Raw genomic sequence first — 26701 nt, 5'->3', positions numbered from 1 at the left:
CTAAATGATAGTGGCAATTGAAGGAATAGTGAGTAAAAAAGAACCTACTTTTGTTGTTTTAAAAACTTCAAGTGGGGTAAGTTATGGTGTTTATGTGTCGCTTTTTTGCTCAAGTAATTTTGAAAAAGATCAAAAGGTTGAGTTTTTAATCACGCAAATTATCAAAGAAGACTCTCATAAATTATATGGATTTTTAGATATTAATGAGCAAAGAATGTTTGAATTATTAATTAAAATTAGTGGTATAGGAGCAACTACTGCTATGGCGCTTTGCTCAAGCTTAGATACTAATACTTTTTATGCAGCTTTGCAAAGTGGTGATGAGAGTGTATTTAAAAAGGTTCCTGGTATTGGTCCAAAGAGTGCAAAAAGAATTATAGCTGAGTTAAGTGATGCAAAAATCAATATAGAAAATTCCAATCAAGACCAAGCGCAAGCTTTGGCAGCTTTACTTTCACTTGGTTTTAAACAAGAAAATATTTTAAAGGTTTTAAGAACTTGTGAGAGTAAAAATACTAGTGAGCTTATTAAAGAGGCTTTGAAAAAATTAGCATAATAAAAGGAAAAATATAATGATATATGGTGTAATTTTTGGTGCAAATTCTTATGAGCATGAAATTAGCATTGTGAGTGCTGTGGTATTAAAAAAAGTACTCAAAGCGCAAAAAAAATTTATATTTTGTGATAAAAATAAAGAATTTTTTCTTATAGATGAAGAAAAAATGAATGCAAAAACTTTTAGTAGTGGTGCTTATAAAAAAGAAAAAGTCTTGGTGCTAAAGCAGGGTGGGTTTTTTATAAAAACTATGTTAGGCGAGAAAAAACTTGACATTGATGTAGCGGTAAATATCGTACATGGAAAAGATGGCGAAGATGGCAAAATAGCTGCTTTGCTTGATTTTTATGGTATAAAATACATAGGACCGCGCATAGAAGCTAGTGTTTTATCTTTTAATAAGGTTTTAACTAAACTTTATGCACAAAGTGTAGGGGTAAAAACACTTGATTATAAAGTTTTAAATTTGCATAAAGAGCAAAATGTTTCTTTAGACTTTCCTTGTATTTTAAAGCCTGCAAGATTAGGTAGTAGCATAGGTATAAGTATAGTTAAAGATGAAAGCGAGCTTAAATATGCTAAAGATGTTGCTTTTGAATTTGATGAGGATGTTGTGGTTGAAAAATTTGTAAGCAATATTAAAGAATATAACTTAGCAGGTTGTATGATAGGTGAAAAAATGGAATTTTCTATCATTGAAGAGCCTAGAAAAAATGAAATTTTAGATTTTGAACAAAAATATTTAGGTTTTTCAGAAAGTTCTAAAGTCAGTGAAGCAAATATTAGTGAAGAATTAAAGCAAAAACTAAGGGATAATTTTACGAGAATTTACAATCCTTTATTTAAAGGAGCTTTGATTCGCTGTGATTTTTTTGTGATAGGTGATGAGGTTTATTTAAATGAGATCAATCCAAATCCAGGATCATTGGCAAATTATTTATTTGAAGATTTTACTAATACAGTTGATAATTTAGCAAAAAATATAGAGCTAGAAAAGCAAATTAAGATCGATTATGCTTTTATTCACAGTATTAATGGGCAAAAAGGTAAGTTATAATCATGGCTACTTTTAGCAAAGATGAAATTTATACTGCAACTGAAGTAGTAAGAAATTTCAGTACTATGCTTGAAAAAACAAAAAAGAGCGAAAACGGTAGAGTGGTGATAGTAAAAAATAATAAATTTGAAGCCGTGCTTTTAAGTTTTGAAGAATATGAGCGTTTAAATGAAGCTGTAATGCTTTTAGAAAAGATTTATAAAGATAAAAAAGGCTAGAAATGGCAAAAACTAGAGTATATTCTAATGGATATTTTTATAATTTAAGTTATGAAATCATCAATCCAAAATGTAAAAAAACAATTCTTATTTTACACGGTTGGGGGGCTAATAAAGAGCTTATGAAACAAGCTTTTGAAAAGCCTTTGAATGATTTTAAACAAATTTATTTAGATTTGCCTGGTTTTGGAAATTCAAGCATAGATGCACCTATGGATTCTTATGCTTATGCTAAGGTTGTGGAAGACTTTTTAACTACAATTGAGCAAAAGGCAGATTATTTAATGGGGCATTCTTTTGGCGGAAAAGTTGCGACTATTATGTGTCAAAATGCTAATTTTCAAGGTTTAATTTTACTCTCTAGCGCAGGTGTGGTTTTACCAAAAAGCTTTAAAGTGAGGTTTAAAATAGCCTTGTTTAAAATTTTAAAAAATCTTCCTTATGGGGATTTTTGGAGGAAATTTTTTATTAGCAAAGACGCTCAAGGTATGAGTGAAGTGATGTATGAAACCTTTAAGAAGGTTGTTAATGAAAATTTAGAAAATGAATTTCAAAAGCTTAAAAACCCTATTTTGATTTTTTGGGGTAATGAAGATAAAGCTACGCCTTTAAAAAGTGGAGCGATTATCCATTCTTTAGCACAAAAAGGAAATTTTTTTGCATTAGATGGGGATCATTTTTTCTTTTTAAAACATGCTGATTTTATAAATGAAAAAATACATGAGGAATTTTTAAAAAATGATTAGTATGATAGCTTTTTTAAGTTTGAATTTTTTACTTGGATTTTACCTGATTTTAGCTTTGCAATGGTACTCTTATAAATTCTCACGCATAATTTTACATTTTGCTAAGCCTTTGTGGCATTTATATTTTTTAATAATTCCTTATTTTGCTTTTGTGTTTTCTTTGTATAGCGGAAATTTTTATTTATATTTTATAGTTTTTGCTTTATCTTTGTTATATGGTGGGTACTTATATAAAAATTTAGATAAAAAGCTGGTTTTTACTGCTAGGATTAAGCGTTATTTTTTATTTTTGTCGCTTTTTACTTTAGTATTTATGCCATTTTTTTGGATAGGTTTAGAAGCTTTAGTAGCTGCATTTTTATTAAGCTTTTTAGTAGAAAAAATAAACCAAAATACATTTATAAAAAAGGCAAATAAAAAGATTTGTGATAATTCAAATTTAAAAATTATTCTAATTACTGCTAGTTTTGGAAAAACAAGTATAAAAAATTTTTTATACGAACTTTTAAAAGATGAGTTTAAGTGCTATAAAACTCCAAGAAGTGTTAATACTTTCATGGGTATAGTAAAAGATATCAATGAAAATTTAGAAAATAATACTGAAATTTATATCGTAGAAGCTGGCGCAAGAGAGCAAAATGATATTTTAGAAATTGCAGAGTTTTTAAATCCTCAAATTTGTATAGTGGGTGAGATTGGTTTGGCGCATTTGGAGTATTTTAAAACTCAAGATAACATCCGCAGTGCTAAGTTGCAAGCTTTAAAATCCAAGCGTTTAGAAAAATACTTTTTACACTCAAGCACCTTATATGAAAATGAATTTTATGATGATTGTTTAAGTGATGTTAGGGCAAGTTTAGAAGGTTTAGATTTTAAAATAAGATTAGATGGTAATATTTATGATTTTCATGCAAATTTACTAGGCGCTTTTAATGCTTATAATATTAGTGTGTGTATTTTACTTGCTCATTATTTAGGAATTAAAATAGAAAATATTATAAAAAGTGTATTAAATTTAAAAGCAGTAGAACATCGTTTGCAAGTGATTTCTAAAGAGCCTAAATTTATCATAGATGATGGTTTTAATGGAAATTTTAAAGGTATGAGTCAAAGCTATGAGCTTTGTAAAAGCTATCAAGGAAGAAAAGTTTTGGTAACTCCTGGTATAGTTGAAGTTAATGAAGAAGAAAATATAAAATTATGTAAGATAATCAATGAGTGTTTTGATTTTGTAATTATTACTTCAGAGGCTAATAGCACGATTTTGCAAAAACATATTACATTAGATTTTTATGTATTAAAAGAAAAATCTCAACTTGTGCAAACTTTATCAAAATTAACCCAAAATGGAGATTTGATTTTATTTTCTAATGATGCACCAAGTTTTATGTAAAACCATTTAGCTTAAAAAGGCCAAATGGTTTCCATGAATTTTGTCCCCCAAGGCTTGCGTGTAGATTTATCTATATCACCTTCTGTTTTATAAAGAATTTTTGCATCAGCTATGTATTTACTATCTATCATATTATCTTGAGAAATATCATAAGGTCTTATAACCCCACTTAGCTGAATGATTTGTTTTTCACCATTAATTAAAAGCTCACGACTTCCTTCTATAAAATAATTTCCATTAGATAAAACTTTAATCACTCTAGCAGAAATGGTGGTTTGGAAATTTTCACTTCTAGTTTGGCTTCCTGTGCCTTGATATTGTGAAGTACTTGCTGTAGTATAGCCTATATTTGTATAATCATTGATAAAATCTCTAGCTTTACTAAGTCCAGCACCAGTGGTTACTTGTCCTCCGCCTAAATTAACATTATTGTTTTTACTTGTAGCTTTAGAGCCTTGCGAGTTTTGTGTAGCATTTTCTCTAATGACTACGGTTACTAAATCATTTACATTCATTGCTTTTTTATCAGAAAATAAAGGATTATCTCCTTTACCAAATAGCGATCCAGGATTGCTTTGGGTGTTATGATTTTGTTTTGGAGCCAATTCTTCTACATAAGTTGGAGGTTTCATGTTAATATGCGGATCGACTGTGGCGCTACAACCAAACATTACAAAAGGTAACAAGTAAAAATTAACATTTTTAAATTTCATAGCTTTATAACCTTATATTATTGTGATGAATTTTAAAATTATTATATTACAAAAAAACAATTATTTTGTTAAAAAAGAGGAAAAAATGAAATCCATGTTTTTATTAAATTGTGTTGATGAGAAATTTTTAACACAGTCTTTAGAAAAAGTTCAAGGTAAAATAGCCTTTTACTTTCCTGTTTTTTGTGAAAAAAATAAAGAAAAAATTGCTTTAATATGTTCAAAAACCAATTTTAAGCTAGATTTTTTTAGTAGTTTTGAAAAAAATAATTATCAAAGCAAATTTACTCAAAATTCAAATGATTTTTTTAAAAAAATTATTGAAGATTTTGAAAAAATAAAAAATAAAAATGATTTTGTTATAGTGGTTGGAGTAGATGATTTTGGCTTGATGGGTGATTTGAGTTTAAATATAGCCTTAGCTAAAGAGCTAAATGCTCCACTATATGCAAAAAGTCAAGATGAAAATCATACTATGTTAAATTTTTTACTAAGTCAAAAGCTTAGCGACTTTGTTTTGTTAAAAGAAAATGAAGATTTTACTCAAGATTTATTACAAGAATATACCTATAAAACTCAGGCAAGATTTTCTTATGAGCTTTTTGAAAAAGCAAAAGCAGATAAAAAAATAGTGGTTTTACCTGAAAGTTTTGATGAAAGAGTATTAAAAGCTAGTGAGTTTTTAATGCAAAATGAGATTGTTGATTTGATTTTACTAGGCGATAGCAATGAAATTTGTGCTAAAGCTAATAGTTTAAATATTAATATCGATGGTGTACGTATTATAAATCCTAAAAATTCTCAATATAATGAAGAATTTGAAGAGCTTTTGTATGAAGCTAGAAAAAGCAAAGGTATGAGTAAAGAAGAAGCTAAAAAGTTAGTACAAGATAAAACATATTTTGCGACCTTGCTTGTACATACTCAAAAAGCGCATGCTATGGTAAGTGGAGCAAGTACAACTACTGCTGAAACTATTCGTCCTGCTTTGCAAATTATCAAAACAAAACCTTATGTGAGTTTGGTTTCTGGTATGTTTTTTATGTCTTTAGAAGATAAGGTTTTGGTTTTTGCTGATTGTGCTGTTATGCCAAATCCAACCCCTGAACAACTTGCTGAAATTGCTTATGTGAGTGCAAATAGTGCTAAGGCTTTTGGACTTGATCCTAAAGTGGCTTTGCTTTCATATTCTAGTGGAGATAGCGGAAGTGGGGCTAGCGTGGATGTAATTAAAGAAGCTACTAAAATAGCTAAAGAAAAATATCCTCAACTTGAGCTAGAAGGTCCTATACAATTTGATGCAGCATATGATATGCTAACAGCAAAAAGTAAAATGCCAAATTCTAAAGTAGCAGGAAGAGCAAATGTATATGTGTTTCCTGATTTAAATGCGGCAAATATTTGCTATAAAGCAGTTCAAAGAACGGCAAATTCTTTAGCGATTGGTCCGATTTTACAAGGTCTTAAAAAGCCGATTAATGATTTAAGTAGAGGATGTTTGGTAGAAGATATTGTTAATACTGTGATTTTAAGTGCTATTCAAGCACAAGAATAAGGAGAAAAATGAAAATATTAGTTTTAAATTCAGGTTCATCTTCAATTAAATTTAAGCTTTTTGAAAAAGATGAGGCTTTAGCATCTGGTTTGGTGGAAAAAATAGGCGAGCAAAGCTCTAAAATAGAGTTAAAAGATCTAAAAAGTGGTCAAAAATACAAAAAAGAATTAGCGATTAAAGATCATGAACAAGGTATTGAATTAGTAAATGAATTATTTGCTCAAAGTGGAATTTTACATGATTTAAATGAGCTTGATGGATGTGGACATAGGATAGTTCATGGAGGTCCAAATTTAACCAAGCATTGTTTGGTAGATGATGAAATTTTAAAAGAAATTGATAGAGTTGCTCACATAGCACCTTTACATAATCCTGCGCATTTAATAGGTATTAAAACTATGATAAAAGCAGCTCCAAAAGTTCCTAATGTGACAGTTTTTGACACAGCTTTTCATCAAAGTATGCCTGATTATGCTTATATGTATGCTTTGCCTTATGAATTTTACGAAAAACACCAAGTTAGAAAATACGGCTTTCACGGTACATCACATTCTTATGTAAGTAAACAAGCTGCGCATATACTTGGTAAAGATATTAATGAATTTAATGCAATTAGCGCTCATCTTGGAAATGGTGCAAGTGTTTGTGCTATAGAAAATGGAAAATGCGTAGATACTTCTATGGGCTTTACACCGCTAGAAGGTTTGATCATGGGGACTAGATGTGGAGATATTGATCCTGCTGTATTGCCATTTTTAGCAAAAGAATTAAATTTAAACCCGTCTGATTTAGACACTATAATGAATAAAAAAAGTGGTGTTTATGGAATTTGTGGGTTTAATGACTTTAGAGATATTGAAGCCCAAATTGAAGAAAATAACGAAAAAGCAAGACTTGCTCTTGATATGTTTTGTTATCGTTTGAGTAAATATATCGGTTCTTATTTTGCGATTTTGCCTAGAGTTGATGCGTTGATTTTTACTGCTGGTATAGGCGAAAATGATGATATTGTTAGAGCAAAAGTTTGTCAAAGACTAGCGCATTTAGGATTTGATATAGATTTAGATAAAAATGCACAGCTTAGAAATGGTGAGATTAGTAAAAAAGACTCTAAAATTAAAATTTTAATTGTTCCAACAGAAGAAGAATTAGAAATAGCTAAAATTACCACAGAACTTATTAAAAATAAATAACCTTGAGTTTTAAAACTCAAGGTTTGTTTTAAAATGCAGGGACTACTGCACCTTGGTATTTTTCATTGATAAAGTCTTTTACTTTTTGACTTTGCAAAGCCTTTACTAAAGCCTTGATTTTAGGATTGTCTTTATTATCTTGAGTGGTTACTAAGATATTTGCGTAAGGACTTTCTTTGCTTTCTATTAAAATAGAATCTTTCACAGGATTTAAGTTTGCTGATAAGGCATAGTTTGAATTAATCACTGCAAAATCAACATCATCTAAAGCTCTTGGAAGTTGTGCTGCTTTTAACTCTTTAAATTTGATATTTTTTGGATTATCTTTAATATCAAGTGGAGTTTTTAATGTGCTATTTTCAAAACTAACGAGCTTGGTGCTAGCGATAATATCTAAAGCTCTACTTTCATTTGTCGGATCATTTGGTACAGCTATGGTAGCATTTTGTGGAAGATCTTGGATGTTTTTATATTTTTTAGAATAAACTGCCATTGGTTCGATGTGAATTTTTGCAACGCTAATTAATTTTGTACCTTTATTAGCATTAAACTCATCTAAATAAGGCTGATGTTGGAAAAAATTTGCATCAAGTTCTTTACTATCTGTACTAAGATTTGGCAAAACATAGTCATTAAATTCTTTAATTTCCAATGTGTAACCTTCTTTTTTTAGCAAATCTTTAGTTTGTTCTAAAATTTCAGCATGAGGAATAGGTGTTGCACCTACAGTGATAACTTCATTAGCAAATAAACTTGCACCTAAAATTGTGCTTGCAGCGAGCAATTTTAACAATTTCATTTTAACTCCTTTTTATAGTTTAAAATGCTTGATTATATTATAAAAATATTAATAAGATAAGAAAAGTTTTATTTTTGTTTGTTTTTATATTCTTTGGCAAAATGTTTAAGTTCTTTTATAAATTTTATATAACCACCTTTGTGCCAATTTTTTTGAGCCTTAATGAGAGCTTGTCCGATTTTATAAGAATAAGTATTTTGATTTTTAATACCTTCACTTTTATAATCATCATAGCTTGATAAAGGTGGAAGCTTAAGATAAGGTTTTGTTTTTAAATCTTTTTGATATTGCTTGGCAAGTTTTGTGTGTTTATAGTAAATCTTTAGTAGAGTAAAAGGTAAAAAAGGAATTTTTTTCTTATTTTTAGTACATTCTATAAAAGCATAACCTAGTTTGTATGATAAATGATATCTTATTCTTGCTTTTGCTTGAGTGTGAATAGCTTTTATTCCGCCTAAATATCTACTTCCACCAAGTTTTAACCATTTTTCATAATACTCTTGCCATTTAGGCCATGTTTGATTGCATAAAACATTATTCCAAAAACGATTATTGCTACCTTCAGCATGTGTTATAGAAGCTTTTTGTGATAAATTGGTTCTATAATCAATATTTCCATTATAAGTATCTTTTAAATCTTTTATTTTAAATTTGTGTTCTAGCACCAGTAGTGTAAACAATCCTTGATCGTTTAAATTTTGAATGTTTTCGTTTAGATGTTTATATATAAATTGATAGCATTTTAAAGGATTTGGTATAAGATCTGTAAAGACTAAAATTCCAGTTAAATACGTACGTTTTTGATGATGCTCTTTTTTTGCAGGCAGGCTTTCAAAAAGCAAAGTTTTACCCAATCTTGCACCAAAATGATATTTTCTAGCTCTTAATTTGCTAAGTTCATCTATACTTTTTAAAAGTAAAACATCAAAATCAAGATAAATAATACTTTCGCATTCATCTAAAAACTTAAAAGCTTCAAATCTTGCAAAAGCCATATGTGTCCATCTTTTTAAGAAAAATAAATTATTAATATCATTTTGATTTTTACCAAGAGTGGCTAAAAAATCTTCTTGGGTAAAAGGAAGAAATTTAATTGTTTTGTTTTTAACAATTTTTTGCATGATATTTTGATCATTCAAGCTAAAGCCATCATGTAAAATGTAAAATACATCTACCTTTTCATCCATAACATCCATGATATTAATGAGCAAGGTTCCTATGGTAAAGCTTGAATTTTTAGTCGCTGCTAGCAAAATACCAAGTTTATGCTTCATTGTTTATCTTTTAGTGATTTTATAAAGAATATTTCCTATAAATTGTATGATTTGCACTAGTATAATTAAAATCACAACGGTTTGAATCATAATATCAGTTCTAAAACGTTCATATCCATAGCGAATAGCCACATCACCCAAGCCACCACCACCAACAGTTCCTGCCATAGCGGAAAATCCAATAACAATAATTAAAATTAAAGTAATACCATTAATAATACTTGGCAAAGCCTCACTAAACATAACTTTAAAGATGATTTGTGCTTTGCTAGCTCCATAAGATCTTGCTGCTTCAATGATAGCAGGATCAATTTCTTTAAAAGCACTTTCAATCATTTTAGCTAAATAAGGTGCAATTCCTATGGTAAGTGGCACTATCGTAGCAGTTGTACCTATGCTAATGCCAATAAGATATTTTGTAAAAGGACTTAAAACTACAATGAGCACTAAAAATGGAAAAGATCTTAAAATATTGATAATAAAATCAAGCACACTGTAAATACTTTTATTTTCCCATAAGCCGCCTTTATCAGTAACAGTAAGTACAATTGCAGGGATAAGTGCAATTAAAAAGGCTAAAAAAGTGGCTGTAAAACTCATATAAAGAGTTTCCAATAATGCTGGATAAAGTATATTTTCAAAATTTCTTAAAATTGTTTCTAAGTTCATTATACAAGCTCCCAAATAACGCCATTTTCTTGTAAATAATTTAAAACTCTTTCTTGATCTTTAGCTTCTATATTGATTACCAAATTTCCTAAAGCATTGTTGTTTAGTTTTTCTATCTTACCCCAAACTATATTAAAATCAATATTTAAACTTCTAGCCATGTGAGTGATTATGCTTTGGTTTGCTTTTTCTTTACAAAAATATAAGCGCACATTGACTCCATTTTGTGGTAAAAAATCACTTTCCCCTAGGAATTCACGCATTTTTTCACTTGGCTTTAAGAATAAATCTTCGATTTTTCCTTGACCTATGATTTGTCCATGCTCTAGCAATACGGCCTTTTGTGCTATTTGTTTTACTGCTTCCATTTCATGAGTTACTAATACTACGCTGATGTTAAATTCTTGATTGATTTTAGCAATAAGTTCTAAAATATTATTTGTAGTATTTGGATCAAGTGCAGAAGTAGCTTCATCGCTTAGTAAAATTTTAGGATTTAAAGCAAGGGCTCTAGCTATGGCTACTCTTTGTTTTTGCCCACCACTTAGCTCATTTGGATAAGCTTTGCTTTTAGCTAAAAGTCCCACAAGATCTAAAAGTTCATTAACTCTTTTTTGAATTGTGCTTTTGTTAAAATTATGAATTTCTAAAGGCATAGCTACATTTTCAAATACATTTTTTCTACTCATAAGTGCAAAATGTTGAAAAATCATCCCTATATCTTTTCTAAATACTCTTAACTCTTTTTCTTTTAAGGTAGCTATTTCTTTACCAAAAACCTCTACGCTACCACTTTGATAATTTTCCAAACCATTAATACATCTTAGCAAAGTTGATTTTCCTGCCCCGCTGTGTCCAACAAGAGCATAAATTTCTCCTTCTTTAACTTCTAAAGAAACATTATTTATAACTAATTCTTTGCCATAATATTTTTTAAGATTTTGTATTTTTATCACTTATTAGCCTTCTAAATTAGAAATTTCATCATTGATTTTTTCAAGTTGAGTTTTAATGCTTTCAAGTTGAGTTTTATTTTGCTCAACAACCGCAGCCGGTGCATTAGAGATAAATTTTTCATTTTTCATCATAGCATCTAGCTTGTTAAATTCTTTTTCAAGTTTTATTTTTTGACTATTAAGCCTATTTAAAACACCGCTTAAATCAAGATTTTGAGTTGGTATAAATACTTCTAAATTCTCACTTACATCTCTAATGGATTTTTCTAAATTTGTACTAATAAACTCGATGTTTTCACATTTTGCAAGTGTCGAGATGAAATTAGTGTAATTTTTCAACTCAGCTATTAAACTCTCATCATTTAATTTTATGCAAGCTTTTTGAATTTTTGCATTTGCAAGCTCTACTAGGGTTTTTGCACGGCGTAAACTCACTATGCTTTCTATAATGATATTAAATAATTTTTCTATTTTTTCATTGCTAGAATTAAATTTAGGATATCTTGAAATCATTATAGACTCATGAGTTTGGATAGAAGTTTTACTTAACTCATGGTATAAATACTCACTAATAAATGGCATAAAAGGATTTAAAAGCTTTAATGCTTCTTTAAAAATGCTTCCAAGTTCTTTTATACTTGATTTTTCAGCCTTACTAAGCTCGATCCCCCAATCACAAAATTCATCCCAGAAAAATCTATACAAAGTATTTGCTGCATCATTAAAGCGGTAATTATCTAAATTTTCTCTTGTTTCTTTTACGCATACTTCAAAACGAGACAGCATGTATTTTGCCAAGTTAGTTTGAATTTTGCTTTTATCTAAATCTTCAAATTTTTCTTCATTTAAAAGTAAAAATTTGCTTGCATTATAAAGCTTGTTGGTAAAATTTCTAACTTGTATAAGTTTGTCATTGCTTAATTTTATATCTCTACCTTGGATAGCTAAAAGAGCAAGAGTAAAACGCAAGATATCAGCACTGTATTCATCCACACTTTGCACAGGATCAATGACATTGCCTAAAGACTTACTCATTTTTCTACCTTGCTCATCTTTAACTAAAGCATGTAAATATATATCTTTAAAAGGAAGCTCACCTAAGGCATTAGTACTTTGAAACATCATTCTTGCAACCCAGAAAAATAAAATATCAAAGCCGGTGATTAATAAAGAATTTGGATAAAAATCTTTTAAATCATCTTCATGCCAAAGTGTGTTTTTGCCCCAGTCTTTATTACCCCAACCTAAAGTACTCATAGCCCAAAGACCAGAAGAAAACCAAGTGTCTAAAACATCAGGGTCTTGTTTGAAATTAGTGCTTTGGCATTTTGGACATTGACTTGGAGTTTCTTCGCTTGCCCATTCATGAGAGCATTCACAATAATACACAGGAATTTGATGACCCCACCAAAGTTGTCTTGAAATACACCAATCTTTTAAATCTCTCATCCAAGCATTAAAGCTATTAATCCAATGTGCAGGGTAGAATTTGCTTCCACCAAGATTAACTTTTTCTATGCTTTCTTTTGCGATTTCATTTTTTACAAACCATTGTTTAGAAATGTAAGGTTCTACTACATTTTTACAACGATAACAATATCCTACTTGATTAGTATAATCTTCTATTTTTTCAACAAAACCTTTTTCTTGTAATTCTTTTATAATAACATCTCTTGCTTCTAATCTTTCTAAGCCTTTAAAATGCAAGCAATGTTCATTTAAAATGCCTTTTTCATCAAAGATAGTAATAAATTCAAGTTTATGTCTTAAGCCTACTTCATAGTCATTATGATCATGTGCTGGGGTTACTTTCACAAAGCCTGTGCCAAATTCCATATCTACATGCTCATCAGCAATAATAGGAATTTTTCTATCTATTAAAGGCAAAACGACATTTTTGCCTATTAAGTGTTTAAATCTTTCATCGCTTGGATTAACCATCACAGCGCTATCGCCAAAATAAGTTTCTGGTCTTGTAGTGGCTACTACGATGAATTCTTGAGAATTTTCTAAGAAATATTTTAAATAATATAATTTTCCTTTATTTTCTTTATGTTCTACTTCTATATCGCTTAATGCTCCATCATGAGTGCACCAATTTACCATGTAATTTCCACGCACAATAAGCTTTTTATCATAAAGATCTACAAAGGCTTTTTTTACTGCATTTACCAAACCCTCATCCATAGTAAAGCGCAAGCGACTCCAAGCAGGAGTGATACCTAAAATTCGCATTTGCTTAACTATAGTGCCACCGCTTTGCTCTTTCCATTCCCATACTTTTTTTATAAATTCTTCTCTACCGAGTTCTTCTTTTTTAATACCTTGAGCTAAAAGTTGTTTTTCCACAACATTTTGTGTTGCAATGCCTGCATGATCAAGCCCTGGTTGATAAAGAGTCTTATAACCATCCATTCTTTTATAACGCGTTGTGATATCTTGTAAAGTACAAGTTAGGGCATGGCCTATGTGTAAAACGCCTGTTACATTAGGTGGAGGCATCATAATACAAAAGTTTTTACCTTTTTCTTGAATTTTTTCATTACCATTGATTTCAAAATATCCGCGTTCTTCACAAATTTTATAATATTCTTTTTCTAGTGATTTATCATACATAATTGCTACCTTGAGAATGAAAATAAATTGTTATGTTAGCTTAAAATTGTTAAAGAAGTTTTGAAATTTAGAAATTAGTTATAAAAAACTAATTTCTACTTTACGATTATTTTGTCTTTGAGAGTCAGATTTATCTTTAGTAGGATAGGTGTCTTTTCCTAAAGATTCTATTTCTATAACCTCAGTAAAGCTAAAGAAATGTTTGGCTACGTTCATTGCTCTATTTAATCCTATCATGTAGTTTGCAAAAGTACTACCTCTATCGTCTGCATAACCTTGAAATTTAATTCTTTTGATTATATCTTCTCTTGCTAGATTTTGATTGATTTTTTCAAGTAAATTTTCATTGCTGTATTCGCTATATCCATTTCTTTCAAATAAAAATTTCAAATCAGAAATTTTAACATCTACATAATTAAATTTTTTCTTATTTTTAGCAAAAACAATATCTTTGTTATATATGCTTAATTTCATATTATCATTTGATAGCATATCGATAAAAATAGTTAAATTATAATCTTGGGAATTAACTTTAATAGGATTAATCATTTCTTTTAGCATATCAACTCTATAATCACTTAAACTTTTTCCATCTAGCACATAAACTTTAACAAAATCATCACTCAATCTTGGCTCATATCTGCTAGTTTTACCTTTTGCAATGTATTCTTGCATGGTATTTTTATATTTTGTTGTTTTTTCTTTTTTTACACTTGTTTGTTTGTTGTTTTCAACTGGAGTTTTTTCTTCTTTTTGGACTACTTTAGGTGTAGTAATTTCATTTTTAGAAACTTCAGCTATATTTGTTTGGGTTGTTGGAGCAACTTCTTGAGTGCTTGTATTTTCATCTATGATAGGATTATTTTGTACCGGAGTTTCTTCTTTTAAAGGCTCTTGGTTTGTTTGCTGTGGTTGGTAGTAAGTATTATTACTTATATTATTTCTTTCTTGATTGTATTGAGTGCTTGGTGGAGTGTAGCTTTGATAAGAACTATTTTTTTTATAATCATATACATAAGTATTTGAATCATCTTCAAAATACCACATATAAAAACCAATACTAGCGCCTATTAGCACCACAAAAGCTATACTAAAAGCAATAATACTTTTCATTTTTTATCCTTTGTGAAGTCCTTAAAAGGACTTTGATTATTTATAATTTTTAATAGAATTTTCTAAAATTTCACTTGCTTTTTCAATGTCTGCAAATTCTTTTACTTTTACCCATTTGTTTGGCTCAAGCATTTTATATGTTTCAAAGAAATTTTTGATTTTATCTAAGCTTGCTTTTGGTAAATCATCTAAACTTTTAATATTATCATATCTTGGGTCAATTTTACTTACAGGAACAGCAAGTAATTTTTCATCCATACCACTTTCATCTTCCATCAATAATACTCCTATTAAACGACAAGGAATCACAGCTCCTGCCTGGATAGGGTATTCATTTAAAACTAAAACATCAATAGGATCGCCATCATCTGCAAGAGTGTTTGGTATAAAACCATAGTTTGCTGGATAAAACATAGCTGAATACATTACACGATCAACCATGATGGCTCCGCTTTCTTTGTCAAGTTCGTATTTAATGTTTGATCCATAAGGAATTTCAATAACTGCATTAAGTTTGTTTGGCACTTCTCCAACTTTGATTTTGCTAATATCCATTTTTTATCCTTTATTTTAATAAATCATTGATTAAATTTTTCATATCAGCTACGATAGCTTCAATACTTCTTTCACCATTGATTATATGGTGGATATTTTCTTTAGTATAGAAATTTGTTATTTCTTCTAAAGGTTCTAAATAAACTTTCATTCTATTATTGAAAACTTCTTCGTTATCATCAGCACCTCTAGCACGTCCTAAAACTCTTTCTCTAGCAACTTCTTCACTAACTTTAACTTCTATCACACCTTTTAAAATTACTTCACTTTGGTTTTTTAATACCTTATCAAACTCAAGCATTTGTTCGACACTTCTTGGATAACCATCGATAAGTATTGTGTTAGTTGGTGCATTTTTTAAAGCAGTGATGATAGTATTTACAACTACATCTAGTGGAACTAAATTTCCCTTAGAAATAAAACTATCAATAGTCTTTCCAAGTTCGCTTCCACTAGCCACTTCTGCTCTTAGTAAATCACCTGTAGAATAGTGAGTAATATTTGCATCATCTGTAGCTATAATGCTTGCATCAGTTGTTTTGCCACTACCTGGTGCACCTATAATTAAAAATAATTGTTTCATTTAGTATTCTCCCTTAATCTTATACCTAATTCTCTCATTTGTTCATTGCTTACTTCGCTTGGAGCTTGAGTCATAAGACATTGCGCTCTTTGTGTTTTAGGAAAAGCTATGACTTCTCTAATGCTTGAAGATTTTGTTAAAAGCATGATAAGTCTATCAAGGCCTATTGCTATACCACCATGTGGTGGTGCTCCAAAGCTTAATGCATCAAGTAAGAAACCAAATTTCTTTCTTTGTTCTTCTTCATCAATATTTAAAAGCTTAAAGACTTTTTGTTGGATAGGGCTTTTATGAATTCTTATACTACCGCCACCTAGTTCTACACCATTTAACACCACATCATGTGCAATAGAATTAATTTCTTCTAAATCTTGCTCGTCAATATTTTTTGGCATAGTAAATGGATGGTGCATTGCAGAATAGCTTCCATCATCATTTTGTTCAAACATAGGAAAATCAATAACCCATAAGAATTCTAATTTATCCTCATCAATAATTTTCATTTCATCAGCAAGGAATAATCTAAATCTACCCATATAATCAAGCACGGTTTTCTTAGCTCCTGCACCAAAAAATACTACATCTCCAACTTCTAATTCACATCTTTGAATTAAAGCATTCAAATCCTCTCCATTAAAGAATTTGCAAAGTGGACCCTTAGGACCATCTTCTTTCATTTGTATAAATGCAAGTCCTGCCGCTCCAAATTTGCGTACAAATTCTTCAAATCTTTGCATTTGGCGTTTAGAAAAAATTGTATCGCCTTTTGGAACTCTTAAAGCTTTAATGCGATTTTTCTTTGTATCTTTTGCAATATTTGCAAAAATTTCGTTATTTGATTTTGCAAAAATATCAATCACATCAATAAATTTCATATCAAATCTTAAATCAGGCTTATCAGAACCATAATTTTCCATAGCTTCTTTGTAACTCATTTGTCTAAAAGGTATGCTAATTTCTTTTCCGCAAGCTTTGAAAATATCTTTGAGTAAATTTTCTGCCATAGCTATGATATCTTTTTGCTCACAAAAACTCATTTCTATATCTATTTGAGTAAATTCAGGTTGGCGATCTGCTCTTAAATCCTCATCTCTAAAACATTTTGCAATTTGAAAATATCTATCAAATCCTGAACACATTAAAAGTTGTTTGAAAAGTTGGGGGCTTTGAGGTAAGGCATAAAATTCGCCTTGATGTACACGTGATGGTACTAAATAATCCCTTGCACCTTCTGGAGTGGCTTTAGTTAAAATAGGGGTTTCAACTTCTAAAAATCCCATGCTTGATAAAGAATTTCTTGCTGCTATACAAGCAGTTGATCTTAGAGCAAAATTATCATAAAGTTTTTTGCTTCTTAAATCTAAAAATCTATATTTTAATCTTAATTCTTCATTAACACTTTCATCACCTATAGCAAAAGGCACTACAGCACTTTCATTTTCAATAGTAAGTTTATTTATAACAACTTCTATTTCTCCGGTTTTTAATTTTGGATTTACAAGTCCTTCACCGCGTGGGCGAATTTTACCTTGTGCTATTAAAACATATTCATTTCTTACTGATGAAGCTATATTATGTGCTTCTTGATTATCTGCAGGATCACATACTAACTGTATAAGTCCGCTACGATCTCTAAGATCGATAAAAATTACACCTCCATGATCACGGTAAGAATTTACCCAACCACATAATGTTACTTCCTCGCCAACATTTTGTATGTTAAGCTCTGTATTATAATGAGTTCTCAAAATTTTTCCTTAGCTTAATTTTGTTCAATTTTGTTATTATAGTATTTTATTCTTTTGCTTAGCTAAGTTTTGTTATAATTTTTTTATGAAAAAAAATATAAATATAGAAAAAATTCAAAAAATAGGCTTATTTTGTAGGTTAAATACAAATTTAAATGAGCAAATTGATTTTTTAAGAGCAATTTTTTTGCAAAAAAATATAGAGCTTGTGTTGCTAGAGCAAGAAAAAATTAATCTAAAAGATTTACAAGAATTAGATTTTTTGATTTCTCTGGGTGGAGATGGTACACTTTTGTCTTTATGTAGACAAGTTTATCAAGCTAAAAAGCCTATTTTGGGTATAAATGCAGGAAATTTAGGTTTTTTAACAGCTCTTTCTTTTAATGAGGTAGAAAGTTTTTTTAAAGATTTTTTTAAAAGTGATTTTAAAATAGAAAAAGCCAAAATGCTTCAAATTACCTTGTATAAAAAAAATAAAATCATTAAAAAATTTGCTTTTAATGATGCGGTTTTTTCTCGTGATAATGCTTTAATGGCAAATGTAGAAGTTTTTTTTGAAAATAAACTTTTTAATGCTTATTATGGAGATGGTTTGATTATAGCTAGCTCAAGTGGCTCGACTGCTTATAATATTAGTGCAGGTGGGCCTATAGTGCATCCTTGGAGTGAAATTTTTGTTCTAACTCCAGTTTGCTCTCATTCTTTAACTCAAAGGCCCATAGTTTTACCTTATGGCTTTGAGCTTGAATTGAAAGTTGAGCATTGTTTGTTGTATTTAGATGGACAAGAAGTGATTGATCCTAAAGAATATGATAAAATTCTTATAGGACTTAGCAAAAAAGAACTTAGTTTTATACATAAAAAAGATAGAGATTATTTCCAAGTTTTAAAAGAAAAGTTAAATTGGGGTAAGTGATGATAGAGAGTATTTTAATCAAAGAAAATTTAGGTTTTAAACAGGCAAAATTAGAATTAGAAGCGGGACTTACTGTCTTTACTGGTTTAAGTGGTGCTGGAAAGTCTGTGCTTTTTAAGGCTATTTTGGCAGCATTTGCTCTAAGTGAGAGTGAAGCTAAAATGGTAGAAATTTTATTAAATGATAAACTTGAATTAGATGAGTTTGGTATCGAAAATGAAGAATTAAATGTATTTAAACTTTTAAAAGATAAAAGCTCGCGTTATTTTATCAATAATCAACTTATTTCAAAAAAGAATTTAGCCTTGCTTTCTAAGAAATTTGTAAAATATCTTTCAGCTAAGGAAAATAATGAGTTCTCAAATGAAAGATTTTTAAACTTACTTGATTTTATGCAATCAAAAGAGGATAAGAAATTTCAAGATTTTTTAAATGAATATAAAAATATTTATAAAGAATATATGGAAAATAAAACTAAATTAGAAAAAATTCAAGAAGAAGAAAAAAAAGTAGAAGAATTAAAAGAATTTACGAGCTTTGAAATACAAAAAATTCAAAGTATTAACCCAAAAATAGGTGAATTTGATGAGTTGATGAGTTTTAAAAAAAGACTTTCGAAAAAAGATAAAATTGACGCTGCTTGGAATAGGGCAAGCAGAATTTTTGAATTAGAATCAGCAGTGATTGAAGCTTTGCAAATTAGTGATGTTGATAGTTCATTTTTTTCAGAGTGTTTAAATGAACTAAGGGCAGTGTGGGAAAATCAAAGTTTTGATGATTTTGATTTTGATATAGAAGAAGTACTTGATAGGATAGAAAAACTTTCTTCTTTGATTTCAAAATATGGAAGCATAGAAGAAGCTTTAGAAGCTTTAGAGAAGAAAAAGGCAGAATTAGCTCATTATGAAAATTTAAGTTTTGAAAAAAAGGAATTAGAAGAAAAAGTACAAAGTACTAAAATACTTTTAGATGAAAAAAGTCAAAAATTAAGTACTTTGCGTAAAAAAAGATTAAAAGAGCTTGAAAAATTACTGAATTTTTATCTTGAAAAACTTTATATGAAAGAAGTTAAATTAGAACTTAAAGATTGTGCTTTAAGTATTTTAGGTAAAGATGAAGTGAGTTTAAATATCAATGAGGCTAGTTTAAAAAATTTAAGTTCAGGCGAGATAAACCGTCTAAGACTTTCTTTTATTGCAACAGAATGCAATGTTACTAATAAAGCTAGTGGGATAATATTTTTAGATGAAATTGATGCAAATTTAAGTGGCAAAGAAGCTATGAGTATAGCTGAAGTATTAAAAGAGCTTGCTAAGTTTTATCAAATTTTTGCAATTTCACATTTACCACAGCTTTCATCAAAAGCAAGCAATCATTTTTTAGTAGAAAAAATAGGAAATGAAAGTAGGGTAAGAAAAATAGAAAAAGAAGAAAGAGTAAGAGAACTTGCTAGAATGGTAAGCGGGGAAAATATCACACAAGAGGCTTTAGAATTTACTAGAACTTTACTTTAAAAACAAAAAGTAAATTTCTATATGTTATAATTATACTTTTAAATTATAAAGAGAGTTGACTATGGAAGAAAAAATTTTAATTATTGATGATAACAAAATGCTTACAAAGCTTTTAGCAAAAAAAGTAGAAAACACTTTGGGTTTAAAAGTAGATGTTGCTTTTGATATGAATAGTGCTAAAGAATTAGTGAAAAATGATTATTTTATGGCTTTTGTAGATCTTTGTTTGCCAGATGCTCCCAATGGAGAAGTGGTGGATGTGGTTTTAGAAAAAAATATTCCTGCTATAGTACTTACAGGAAGTAGTGATGGGCAAACGCGTAAGAAATTTATGGAAAAAGATATTATAGGTTATATTCAAAAAGAAAGCGAAAGCTGTATTGATGAAATGCTAAGTTCCATTAGAATGCTTCAAAAAAACAATAAAACTAAGATAATTTTAGCAATCGCTAATGTAACTTTACGCGCAGAAATGAAAAAAAATCTTAATAATCAACTTTTTAATGTTTTAGCAGCAGCACATGGAGAAGAAGCGCTAAGTTATCTTAGTGATAATCCTGATACAAAATTAGTAATTTGTGATGCAACTATGCCTGTAATTAATGGAGAAGATTTGCTTGTAGAAATTCGCTCAAAATATTCTAAGATAGAGCTTGGCGTGATTATGGTTGGAGATAAAGATGATGCGCTAGAGGCAAGAGCTTTTAGAAAGGGCGTAAATGACTATGTGATTAGACCTTTCCAAAAAGAATCACTTAATTGTAGAGTGAATAATTGCTTAGATTATATGCAAAAATGTGTTTTACTTGATGAGTATAGTTTGGGTAAAGATTTGCTAACAGGACTTGATGATTATGCAAATTTTGAAAAAAGATTTTTAGATTATTTAGAAGATATGCAAGAAAATGAAGAATTAGCTTTAGCATTAATTGATATAGACAATCTTGCAACAATTAACTATGAACTAAGTTATGATTGTGGCGATGGAGTGATTAAACACACAGCTAAAAAAATTAAAGATCAAATTCGCGGTATGGATTTAGCAACTAGAATTGAAGATGGTAAATTTTACGTACTTTTAAAAAATACAGATAATAAAGAAGCATTGAAAGCTTTTTCAAATATAAGAGTAAATATTGCTAAAGAAAGTGTTTTAATAGCTTTAGATGAGGTTGATTACAGTGTTTCTGTAGGAGTTGCTTTTGGAGGTAAAACAAGCCAAATACAAGATTTGCTTAATAATGCTCAAAAGGCACTAGATTTAGCTAAGGCTAATGGTAAAAATAGGGTAGAGGTATGTTTTTAGATTGTGATTTTAGCGAAAAAATCATAGATACACATTGTCATCTAGATAATCAAGCTTATTTTGGATGTTTGGATGAGATGTTAAATCATGCCTTTGCTAGTGGAGTAGATAAAATCATCATACCTGGAGCAGATATAAAAGATTTGCCAAGAGCAAGAGAAATTGCACATGATTATGAAAATGTGTATTTTTCTTGTGGAGTGCATCCTTATGATATAGATGATTTTGATTTGGATGTTTTAAAAGAATTTATAAATGATAAAAAATGCGTTGCAGTGGGTGAGTGCGGACTTGATTATTATCGTTTAAGGGCTGATGAGGATGAAATAAAAGCAAAGCAAAAAGAAGTTTTTATAGCTCAAATTCAGCTAGCTATTGAATATAAAAAGCCTTTGATTGTTCATGTGCGTGAAGCTAATGAAGATAGTTTTAATATTTTAAAAACATATGCAAAAGATTTACAAGGTGGTGTTTTGCATTGTTTTAATGCTAGTGAGCTTTTACTTCAGCTAGCAGATGATGGTTTTTATTTTGGTATAGGTGGGGTTTTAACTTTTAAAAATGCAAAAAAATTAGTAGAAGTTTTACCTAAAATTCCAAAAGATAAGCTTGTTTTAGAAACAGATGGACCTTATTTAACTCCAGAGCCATATCGTGGCAAGGTAAATGATCCTATTTTGACCCATTTTGTAGCTCAAAAAATGGCTGAGCTTTTAAATTTATCTAAAAATGAAATAATAAAACTTACTAATTCTAATGCTAATCGTTTGTTTTTCCAAGGTTTATGATGAAAAAAAGCTTTTTATTTTTTATTTTAGTGTTATTATGTTTAAATGCTAAAGCCTTGCAATTTACTCCAGAGCACTATACTCAACAAGCACAAATTTTAAGAAATTTAGATATAGAAGCAAGCTATCTTAGTGATATGATTTTTTTAGAATTTAAAGAATCTTCCATGGATATGCATTCTAAAACTTTAGTAGATACGATGAGGGAATTTTACAAAATCACTCCAATTATCCGTAAAATCTTAGAAAAAGAAAATATCCCTCAAGAATTTTTATACTTAGCAATTGTAGAATCTGGTTTAAAAATTCATTCTATCTCAAGAACTAAAGCAGTAGGTGTTTGGCAATTTATGAAACCAACAGCACAAACTTTGGGTTTAAGGATAGATCCTTATGTAGATGAGAGAAAAGATTTAGTAAAATCAACTTATGCAGCTATTACTTATTTAAAACAACTAAAAGAGCAGTTTGGAAAATGGTATTTGGCTATTTTAGCTTATAATTGCGGTGATGGTAAATTACGTCAAGCTATAAAAAAAGCAAAAAGTGATGATTTAAGGGTTTTGCTTGATCCTGATAAAAAATACTTGCCATTAGAAACTAGAATTTTTATTAGAAAAATTCTTACTATGGCATTTTTGGCTAATAATAATGATTTTTTAATTTCTCAAGATAGTGCTTTGCTTAATTATGCCCTATCAAGTGAAGTTAAAAAAATCTCAGTTCCACCAAGTGTTTCTTTAAGAGAGCTTGCCAAAGTAGCTAAAATGTCTTATAAAGAATTTAAGCGTTATAATCCACATTTTAATTATGACTTTACTCCACCTGATAAAAAAGATTATTACATGTACATTCCTTTAAGCAAAAGTGTGGCGGTAGAAAAGGCGTTGGAGAATGTAAAATTAGCTAAGGTGGATACAACCATTCCGCATACAAAAATTTATATAGTAAAAGAAGGTGATAGTCTTTATACTATTGCAAGAAAACATAAAATAAGCGTTGAAAGTATTAAAGAATACAATAAAATAAAAGGAAATTTAATCAATATCAATCAAAAACTTGTGTTAAAAATTAAGGAGAATAATAATGCAAAAATCAAAACAACTCAAAAAATATCAAAAAACTCTCATACAAAAGTCGTTAGTCGTTAGTTGTGTAGGAGTTTTGTTTAGTGCTTGTAGTATGGTGCCTATTAGCACACCTACTGTGTATTATCCAGAGAGGGATTTTAAAAGTGTAAAGCACAATAACACTAGTTTAAAAGGTACCATGAAGCCTTACACTATTAATGGTAAAACTTATTATCCAACTGTAGTAGAGGTGGGTGAGATAGCTGAAGGTATAGCTAGTTGGTATGGACCGGGCTTCCATGGTAAAAAAACTTCCAATGGTGAAACTTATGATCAACACGCATATACTGCAGCTCATAAAACTTTGCCTATGAATACCATAGTAAAAGTAACTAATTTAAAAAATCACCGTCAAACTACTGTTAGGATTAACGATAGAGGACCTTTTGTAGCAGGTAGGATTATAGATTTATCTAATATGGCTGCAAGAGATATAGATATGATTCAATCTGGAACAGCTCCTGTAAGACTTGAAGTGATTGGCTTTGGAACAAGTGCAAGTTCGGGTTCAGTTCATACTAATTCTAATTTAGGCAGCAGTGGAGAGATTGCTGATAGTGGTCATATTTTCCAAGGTGGATCTTTTATGGTGCAAATTGGAGCATTTAGAAATAAAAATGGCGCAGAGCTAATAGCAGGTAGATACAAAAATTATAATTCTTATACTTCAACTATACAAACAAGTGCTAAAGATGGCTTACATAGAGTATTTTTAAAAGGTTTTAGAAGTGAGCAAGAAGCAAGAGATTTTGTTGATAGTGGATCTTTCCCAGGCGCGTTTATAGTAAGAGAGTAAGATTATGATAGAACTTATTTTTTTAGATGTAGATGGTTGTCTAACAGATGGTAAAATCATCTATACACAAAACTATGGTGAGATTAAAGAATTTAATGTAAAAGATGGTGCGGCGATTGAAGCTTGGCAAAAGCTTGGTAAAAAAGTTGCTATCATTACGGGTAGGACTAGCGAGTGTGTGTATTTTAGAGCTAGGGATTTAAAAATTGATTTAGTCTATCAAGGTATTAGTGATAAACTAGCTTGCGCTAAAGAAATTTTAGAAAAATTAAATTTAGATTTTTCTCAATGTGCTGCTATTGGGGATTATTATAATGATATGAGTTTGCTTGAAGCAGTTGGATATAGCTTCAAGCCAAAAGATGCACACAAGGCTTTGAAAACTGATAAAGTTTTAAATAGAAAAGGTGGCAATGGAGCAGTGAGCGAGATGATTGAAATTTTAATCGAACATAATAATATGCAAGCTCAATGGGATAAACTTTGGCGATAAAAATTTTTGCTATATTAATGAGCTTATTTGCCTTTGTTATGGTGATTTTAAGTACCCAAGATCCATATTTATTTGCCATAAAACCACAAAAGGTAGATGTGGCAAATATGCAAGCTTTTGATGTGCTTGATTATGAGTTAAATGCTAGTGTAATTAAGGCTACATATCAGGCAAGTCGTTGGGTAAAATATCAAGACAAAGATATTTTTGATGATTTTAAAGTTCAAGCGCTTGATTATAATTTAAGTTCAGATTTATTAGTAAGAAATGAAGAAAAATCCATTTTAGAAGGCAATGTAAGTTATTTTGATTATAACCAAACTTCTATTTTTACCCAAAAAGCAACTTATGATATGAAAAATAAAATTTTATTTTCTAATGATAATTTTAAAGCATATATAGGTTTAAATGAAGTTTTTGGGGATAATTTTTTATATGATGTAAATCAAAAAGAATTAAAAATTCAAGGAATAAAAGCATGGTTTTTAGAGCAGTAATTTTTTTGTGTTTGTTAAATTTGTTCGCATTTAGTGCACAAAAAATAGAAGTTTACGCTAAGGATTTTTACTTAGATGAAAAAAATGAAACAAGTGTATTAACCGGTGATGTAGAAGTTAAAAAAGGTAATGATGTTTTAAATTCGCAAAAATTAGTTATTTATATGAAAAACAAACAACCCACCAAGTATATAGCTACTAAAGATGCTAAATTTAAAATCATGATGAAAGATAAAACTTATCATGGAAGCGGTGATGAGTTTATTTATAATGTGGCTAAGGATACATATGAGATTAATGGCAATGCAAAAATTACAGAAATGCAAACAAAAAAAGAACTCATAGGGGATAAAATCATAGTAGATAGAAAAAATATGACTTATAGAGTAGTGAGTAAAGATAAAAAACCTGCCAAATTTGTATTTGAAGTAAAAGAATGATATTAAATGCTAAATTTTTAATTTCTGCTTCCAAAATAGACGAAGCACCACAACCTATATACACTGAAATCGCCTTTTTAGGACGTTCTAATGTGGGTAAAAGTTCTTTGATTAATACACTATGCAAAAATAAAAATTTAGCGAAAAGCTCTTCAACTCCAGGTAAAACACAACTTATTAATTTTTTTGAAGTTGATTGCAAAAAAGATGAGGATAAATTTAAACTAATATTTATTGATTTGCCTGGTTTTGGTTATGCTAAAGTGAGCAAAAAAACTAAGGCTATTTGGAATAAAAATTTAGATGAGTTTTTAAAAGAGCGCAGTTCTATCAAGCTTTTTATCCATCTAATAGATTCAAGACATGAAAATTTAGATATTGATGCAAATTTGGATTTATATTTGGATTCTTTTATTAGAGCTGATCAAAAAAAAATAACAGTGTTTACAAAAGCAGACAAGCTCAATCAAAGTCAAAAAGCAAAAATTTTAAATACAAATAAAAATGCTATCTTAGTGTCAAATTTGAAAAAAAGTGGTATTGATAAATTAGAACAAAAAATCATTTTAGAGAGCTTGGGTTTGAATGAGGAGTAGAAATTTAGTAAAAAATAGATTTGATTTTTCTTATTTATTTTTTTATTTATCTTTGATTTTTTATCAAGTGCTAAGCTCTGTGTATTATTGGATGCCTCCTTTATTTGGGGTGTTTTTTTGTTATATGATAGTGCTTTTAAAAGAAAAAGAAAGAACTCTTAATAAGCTTGATTTTAGATGGTATTTTTCTTTGTTTTATCTTTTGCTAGTTGATATTATCCATGGATTTTATCTTTTTAGCTCATGGATAGCTTTTTTTGTTTTTTATCATCTTTTTGTCGATTGGTTTAAAAGCAAGTTAAAACTAGGTCATTATTTACTCGTTATATTTACTTTGTGTGCTTATATTTTTATCTATCTTTTTGATGTGTTTTTAGCATATTTAGATAATAATGAAATTTTAAAATTTGGTATTGAATATCTATGGTTTTTTGCTGTTGAGGCTTTGATTTCTTTTGTTATTTTTAAAGGGAAAATCTAA

27 protein-coding genes and 1 pseudogene are annotated in these 26701 nt (G+C 29.4%); 18 read left to right on the top strand and 10 right to left on the bottom strand.

Features of this window, described 5'->3' with window-relative positions:
* Positions 1 to 4 precede the first annotated feature (4 nt).
* The 5 genes from ruvA to L8X36_RS06850 are packed head-to-tail and all read left to right on the top strand — an operon-like array spanning position 5 to position 3970.
* Positions 5 to 556, top strand: a complete 552-nt coding sequence (ruvA, locus tag L8X36_RS06870) for a Holliday junction branch migration protein RuvA (RefSeq protein ID WP_263678993.1) — start codon at positions 5 to 7, stop codon at positions 554 to 556.
* Positions 557 to 572: 16 nt separating this feature from the next.
* The gene (locus L8X36_RS06865) at positions 573 to 1613 is read left to right on the top strand and encodes a D-alanine--D-alanine ligase (RefSeq protein ID WP_263683175.1); all 1041 of its coding nucleotides are present in this window, start codon (positions 573 to 575) and stop codon (positions 1611 to 1613) included.
* Positions 1614 to 1615: 2 nt separating this feature from the next.
* A complete protein-coding gene (locus L8X36_RS06860; RefSeq protein WP_012661347.1) occupies positions 1616 to 1831 on the top strand; it encodes a type II toxin-antitoxin system Phd/YefM family antitoxin in 216 nt (71 codons plus the stop codon).
* Between the two features lie 2 nt (positions 1832 to 1833).
* Entirely contained in the window at positions 1834 to 2577 is a 744-nt protein-coding gene (locus tag L8X36_RS06855) for an alpha/beta fold hydrolase (protein ID WP_263683174.1), read from the top strand.
* Positions 2570 to 3970 (top strand): Mur ligase family protein, encoded by a 1401-nt coding sequence (locus tag L8X36_RS06850; RefSeq protein ID WP_263683173.1) that lies wholly within the window; start codon positions 2570 to 2572, stop codon positions 3968 to 3970. The genes L8X36_RS06855 and L8X36_RS06850 overlap by 8 nt, the downstream gene beginning before the upstream one ends.
* An 11-nt stretch (positions 3971 to 3981) precedes the next feature.
* Here L8X36_RS06850 and flgH read toward each other — a convergent pair whose 3' ends face one another.
* Entirely contained in the window at positions 3982 to 4683 is a 702-nt protein-coding gene (flgH, locus tag L8X36_RS06845) for a flagellar basal body L-ring protein FlgH (RefSeq protein WP_263664106.1), read from the bottom strand.
* A gap of 85 nt (positions 4684 to 4768) precedes the next feature.
* Here flgH and pta point away from each other — a divergent pair, with 85 nt between their 5' ends.
* Together pta and L8X36_RS06835 are read left to right on the top strand one after the other, a co-directional pair.
* A complete protein-coding gene (gene pta, locus L8X36_RS06840; protein WP_263683172.1) occupies positions 4769 to 6238 on the top strand; it encodes a phosphate acetyltransferase in 1470 nt (489 codons plus the stop codon).
* A gap of 8 nt (positions 6239 to 6246) precedes the next feature.
* Positions 6247 to 7431, top strand: coding sequence for an acetate kinase (locus L8X36_RS06835; RefSeq protein ID WP_263683171.1), 1185 nt, complete (start codon positions 6247 to 6249; stop codon positions 7429 to 7431).
* A gap of 28 nt (positions 7432 to 7459) precedes the next feature.
* Here the strand turns inward: L8X36_RS06835 and L8X36_RS06830 are convergent, their stop codons facing one another.
* From L8X36_RS06830 to aspS, 9 genes and pseudogenes are all read right to left on the bottom strand, one after another.
* Positions 7460 to 8230, bottom strand: coding sequence for a MetQ/NlpA family ABC transporter substrate-binding protein (locus tag L8X36_RS06830; RefSeq protein WP_263683170.1), 771 nt, complete (start codon positions 8228 to 8230; stop codon positions 7460 to 7462).
* Positions 8231 to 8298: 68 nt separating this feature from the next.
* Positions 8299 to 9504, bottom strand: coding sequence for a glycosyltransferase (locus L8X36_RS06825; protein WP_412175676.1), 1206 nt, complete (start codon positions 9502 to 9504; stop codon positions 8299 to 8301).
* A 9-nt stretch (positions 9505 to 9513) separates the two neighbouring features.
* Positions 9514 to 10176, bottom strand: a pseudogene (locus tag L8X36_RS08140) (methionine ABC transporter permease); the annotation flags it as partial.
* The gene (locus L8X36_RS06820; RefSeq protein WP_263683169.1) at positions 10173 to 11129 is read right to left on the bottom strand and encodes a methionine ABC transporter ATP-binding protein; all 957 of its coding nucleotides are present in this window, start codon (positions 11127 to 11129) and stop codon (positions 10173 to 10175) included. The gene L8X36_RS06820 and the pseudogene L8X36_RS08140, both read right to left, overlap by 4 nt.
* 3 nt (positions 11130 to 11132) lie before the next feature.
* Positions 11133 to 13745: a valine--tRNA ligase gene (locus L8X36_RS06815; protein ID WP_263683168.1), complete on the bottom strand. Its 2613-nt coding sequence runs from the start codon at positions 13743 to 13745 to the stop codon at positions 11133 to 11135.
* Positions 13746 to 13823: 78 nt separating this feature from the next.
* Positions 13824 to 14858, bottom strand: a complete 1035-nt coding sequence (locus L8X36_RS06810) for a hypothetical protein (protein ID WP_263683167.1) — start codon at positions 14856 to 14858, stop codon at positions 13824 to 13826.
* Positions 14859 to 14894: 36 nt separating this feature from the next.
* Positions 14895 to 15413, bottom strand: coding sequence for an inorganic diphosphatase (gene ppa / locus L8X36_RS06805; protein WP_263683166.1), 519 nt, complete (start codon positions 15411 to 15413; stop codon positions 14895 to 14897).
* Positions 15414 to 15423: 10 nt separating this feature from the next.
* Positions 15424 to 15996, bottom strand: coding sequence for an adenylate kinase (locus tag L8X36_RS06800; RefSeq protein ID WP_263683165.1), 573 nt, complete (start codon positions 15994 to 15996; stop codon positions 15424 to 15426).
* Entirely contained in the window at positions 15993 to 17744 is a 1752-nt protein-coding gene (gene aspS / locus L8X36_RS06795) for an aspartate--tRNA ligase (RefSeq protein WP_263683164.1), read from the bottom strand. Before aspS ends, L8X36_RS06800 begins: the two co-directional genes overlap by 4 nt.
* A gap of 85 nt (positions 17745 to 17829) precedes the next feature.
* Here aspS and L8X36_RS06790 point away from each other — a divergent pair, with 85 nt between their 5' ends.
* The 11 genes from L8X36_RS06790 to L8X36_RS06740 all read left to right on the top strand — a co-directional run bounded on the left by L8X36_RS06790 (position 17830) and on the right by L8X36_RS06740 (position 26701).
* Positions 17830 to 18660, top strand: coding sequence for an NAD(+)/NADH kinase (locus tag L8X36_RS06790; protein ID WP_263683163.1), 831 nt, complete (start codon positions 17830 to 17832; stop codon positions 18658 to 18660).
* The gene (locus L8X36_RS06785; RefSeq protein ID WP_263683162.1) at positions 18660 to 20174 is read left to right on the top strand and encodes an AAA family ATPase; all 1515 of its coding nucleotides are present in this window, start codon (positions 18660 to 18662) and stop codon (positions 20172 to 20174) included. Before L8X36_RS06790 ends, L8X36_RS06785 begins: the two co-directional genes overlap by 1 nt.
* A 61-nt stretch (positions 20175 to 20235) precedes the next feature.
* Positions 20236 to 21480 (top strand): diguanylate cyclase, encoded by a 1245-nt coding sequence (locus L8X36_RS06780; protein WP_149062250.1) that lies wholly within the window; start codon positions 20236 to 20238, stop codon positions 21478 to 21480.
* On the top strand, positions 21471 to 22268 hold the full coding sequence (locus L8X36_RS06775) for a TatD family hydrolase (RefSeq protein ID WP_263683161.1): 798 nt from the start codon (positions 21471 to 21473) through the stop codon (positions 22266 to 22268). The genes L8X36_RS06780 and L8X36_RS06775 overlap by 10 nt, the downstream gene beginning before the upstream one ends.
* Complete coding sequence (locus L8X36_RS06770) at positions 22268 to 23419, top strand: lytic transglycosylase domain-containing protein (protein WP_263683160.1); 1152 nt, start codon at positions 22268 to 22270, stop codon at positions 23417 to 23419. Before L8X36_RS06775 ends, L8X36_RS06770 begins: the two co-directional genes overlap by 1 nt.
* Positions 23355 to 24194, top strand: coding sequence for a septal ring lytic transglycosylase RlpA family protein (locus L8X36_RS06765; protein WP_263683159.1), 840 nt, complete (start codon positions 23355 to 23357; stop codon positions 24192 to 24194). Before L8X36_RS06770 ends, L8X36_RS06765 begins: the two co-directional genes overlap by 65 nt.
* A 4-nt stretch (positions 24195 to 24198) precedes the next feature.
* On the top strand, positions 24199 to 24687 hold the full coding sequence (locus L8X36_RS06760; RefSeq protein ID WP_039618077.1) for a 3-deoxy-D-manno-octulosonate 8-phosphate phosphatase, YrbI family: 489 nt from the start codon (positions 24199 to 24201) through the stop codon (positions 24685 to 24687).
* Complete coding sequence (locus L8X36_RS06755) at positions 24678 to 25184, top strand: hypothetical protein (RefSeq protein ID WP_263683158.1); 507 nt, start codon at positions 24678 to 24680, stop codon at positions 25182 to 25184. The genes L8X36_RS06760 and L8X36_RS06755 overlap by 10 nt, the downstream gene beginning before the upstream one ends.
* Entirely contained in the window at positions 25166 to 25624 is a 459-nt protein-coding gene (gene lptA / locus L8X36_RS06750; protein ID WP_263683157.1) for a lipopolysaccharide transport periplasmic protein LptA, read from the top strand. Before L8X36_RS06755 ends, lptA begins: the two co-directional genes overlap by 19 nt.
* On the top strand, positions 25621 to 26220 hold the full coding sequence (gene yihA, locus L8X36_RS06745; RefSeq protein ID WP_263664125.1) for a ribosome biogenesis GTP-binding protein YihA/YsxC: 600 nt from the start codon (positions 25621 to 25623) through the stop codon (positions 26218 to 26220). Before lptA ends, yihA begins: the two co-directional genes overlap by 4 nt.
* On the top strand, positions 26210 to 26701 hold the full coding sequence (locus L8X36_RS06740) for a hypothetical protein (RefSeq protein WP_263664127.1): 492 nt from the start codon (positions 26210 to 26212) through the stop codon (positions 26699 to 26701). Before yihA ends, L8X36_RS06740 begins: the two co-directional genes overlap by 11 nt.

The organism is Campylobacter sp. CNRCH_2014_0184h, from assembly GCF_025772985.1.
Taxonomy (GTDB): Bacteria; Campylobacterota; Campylobacteria; order Campylobacterales; family Campylobacteraceae; genus Campylobacter_D.
The sequence above is the reverse complement of the archived record's forward strand: the minus strand, read 5'-3'. Positions and strand labels throughout refer to the sequence as shown.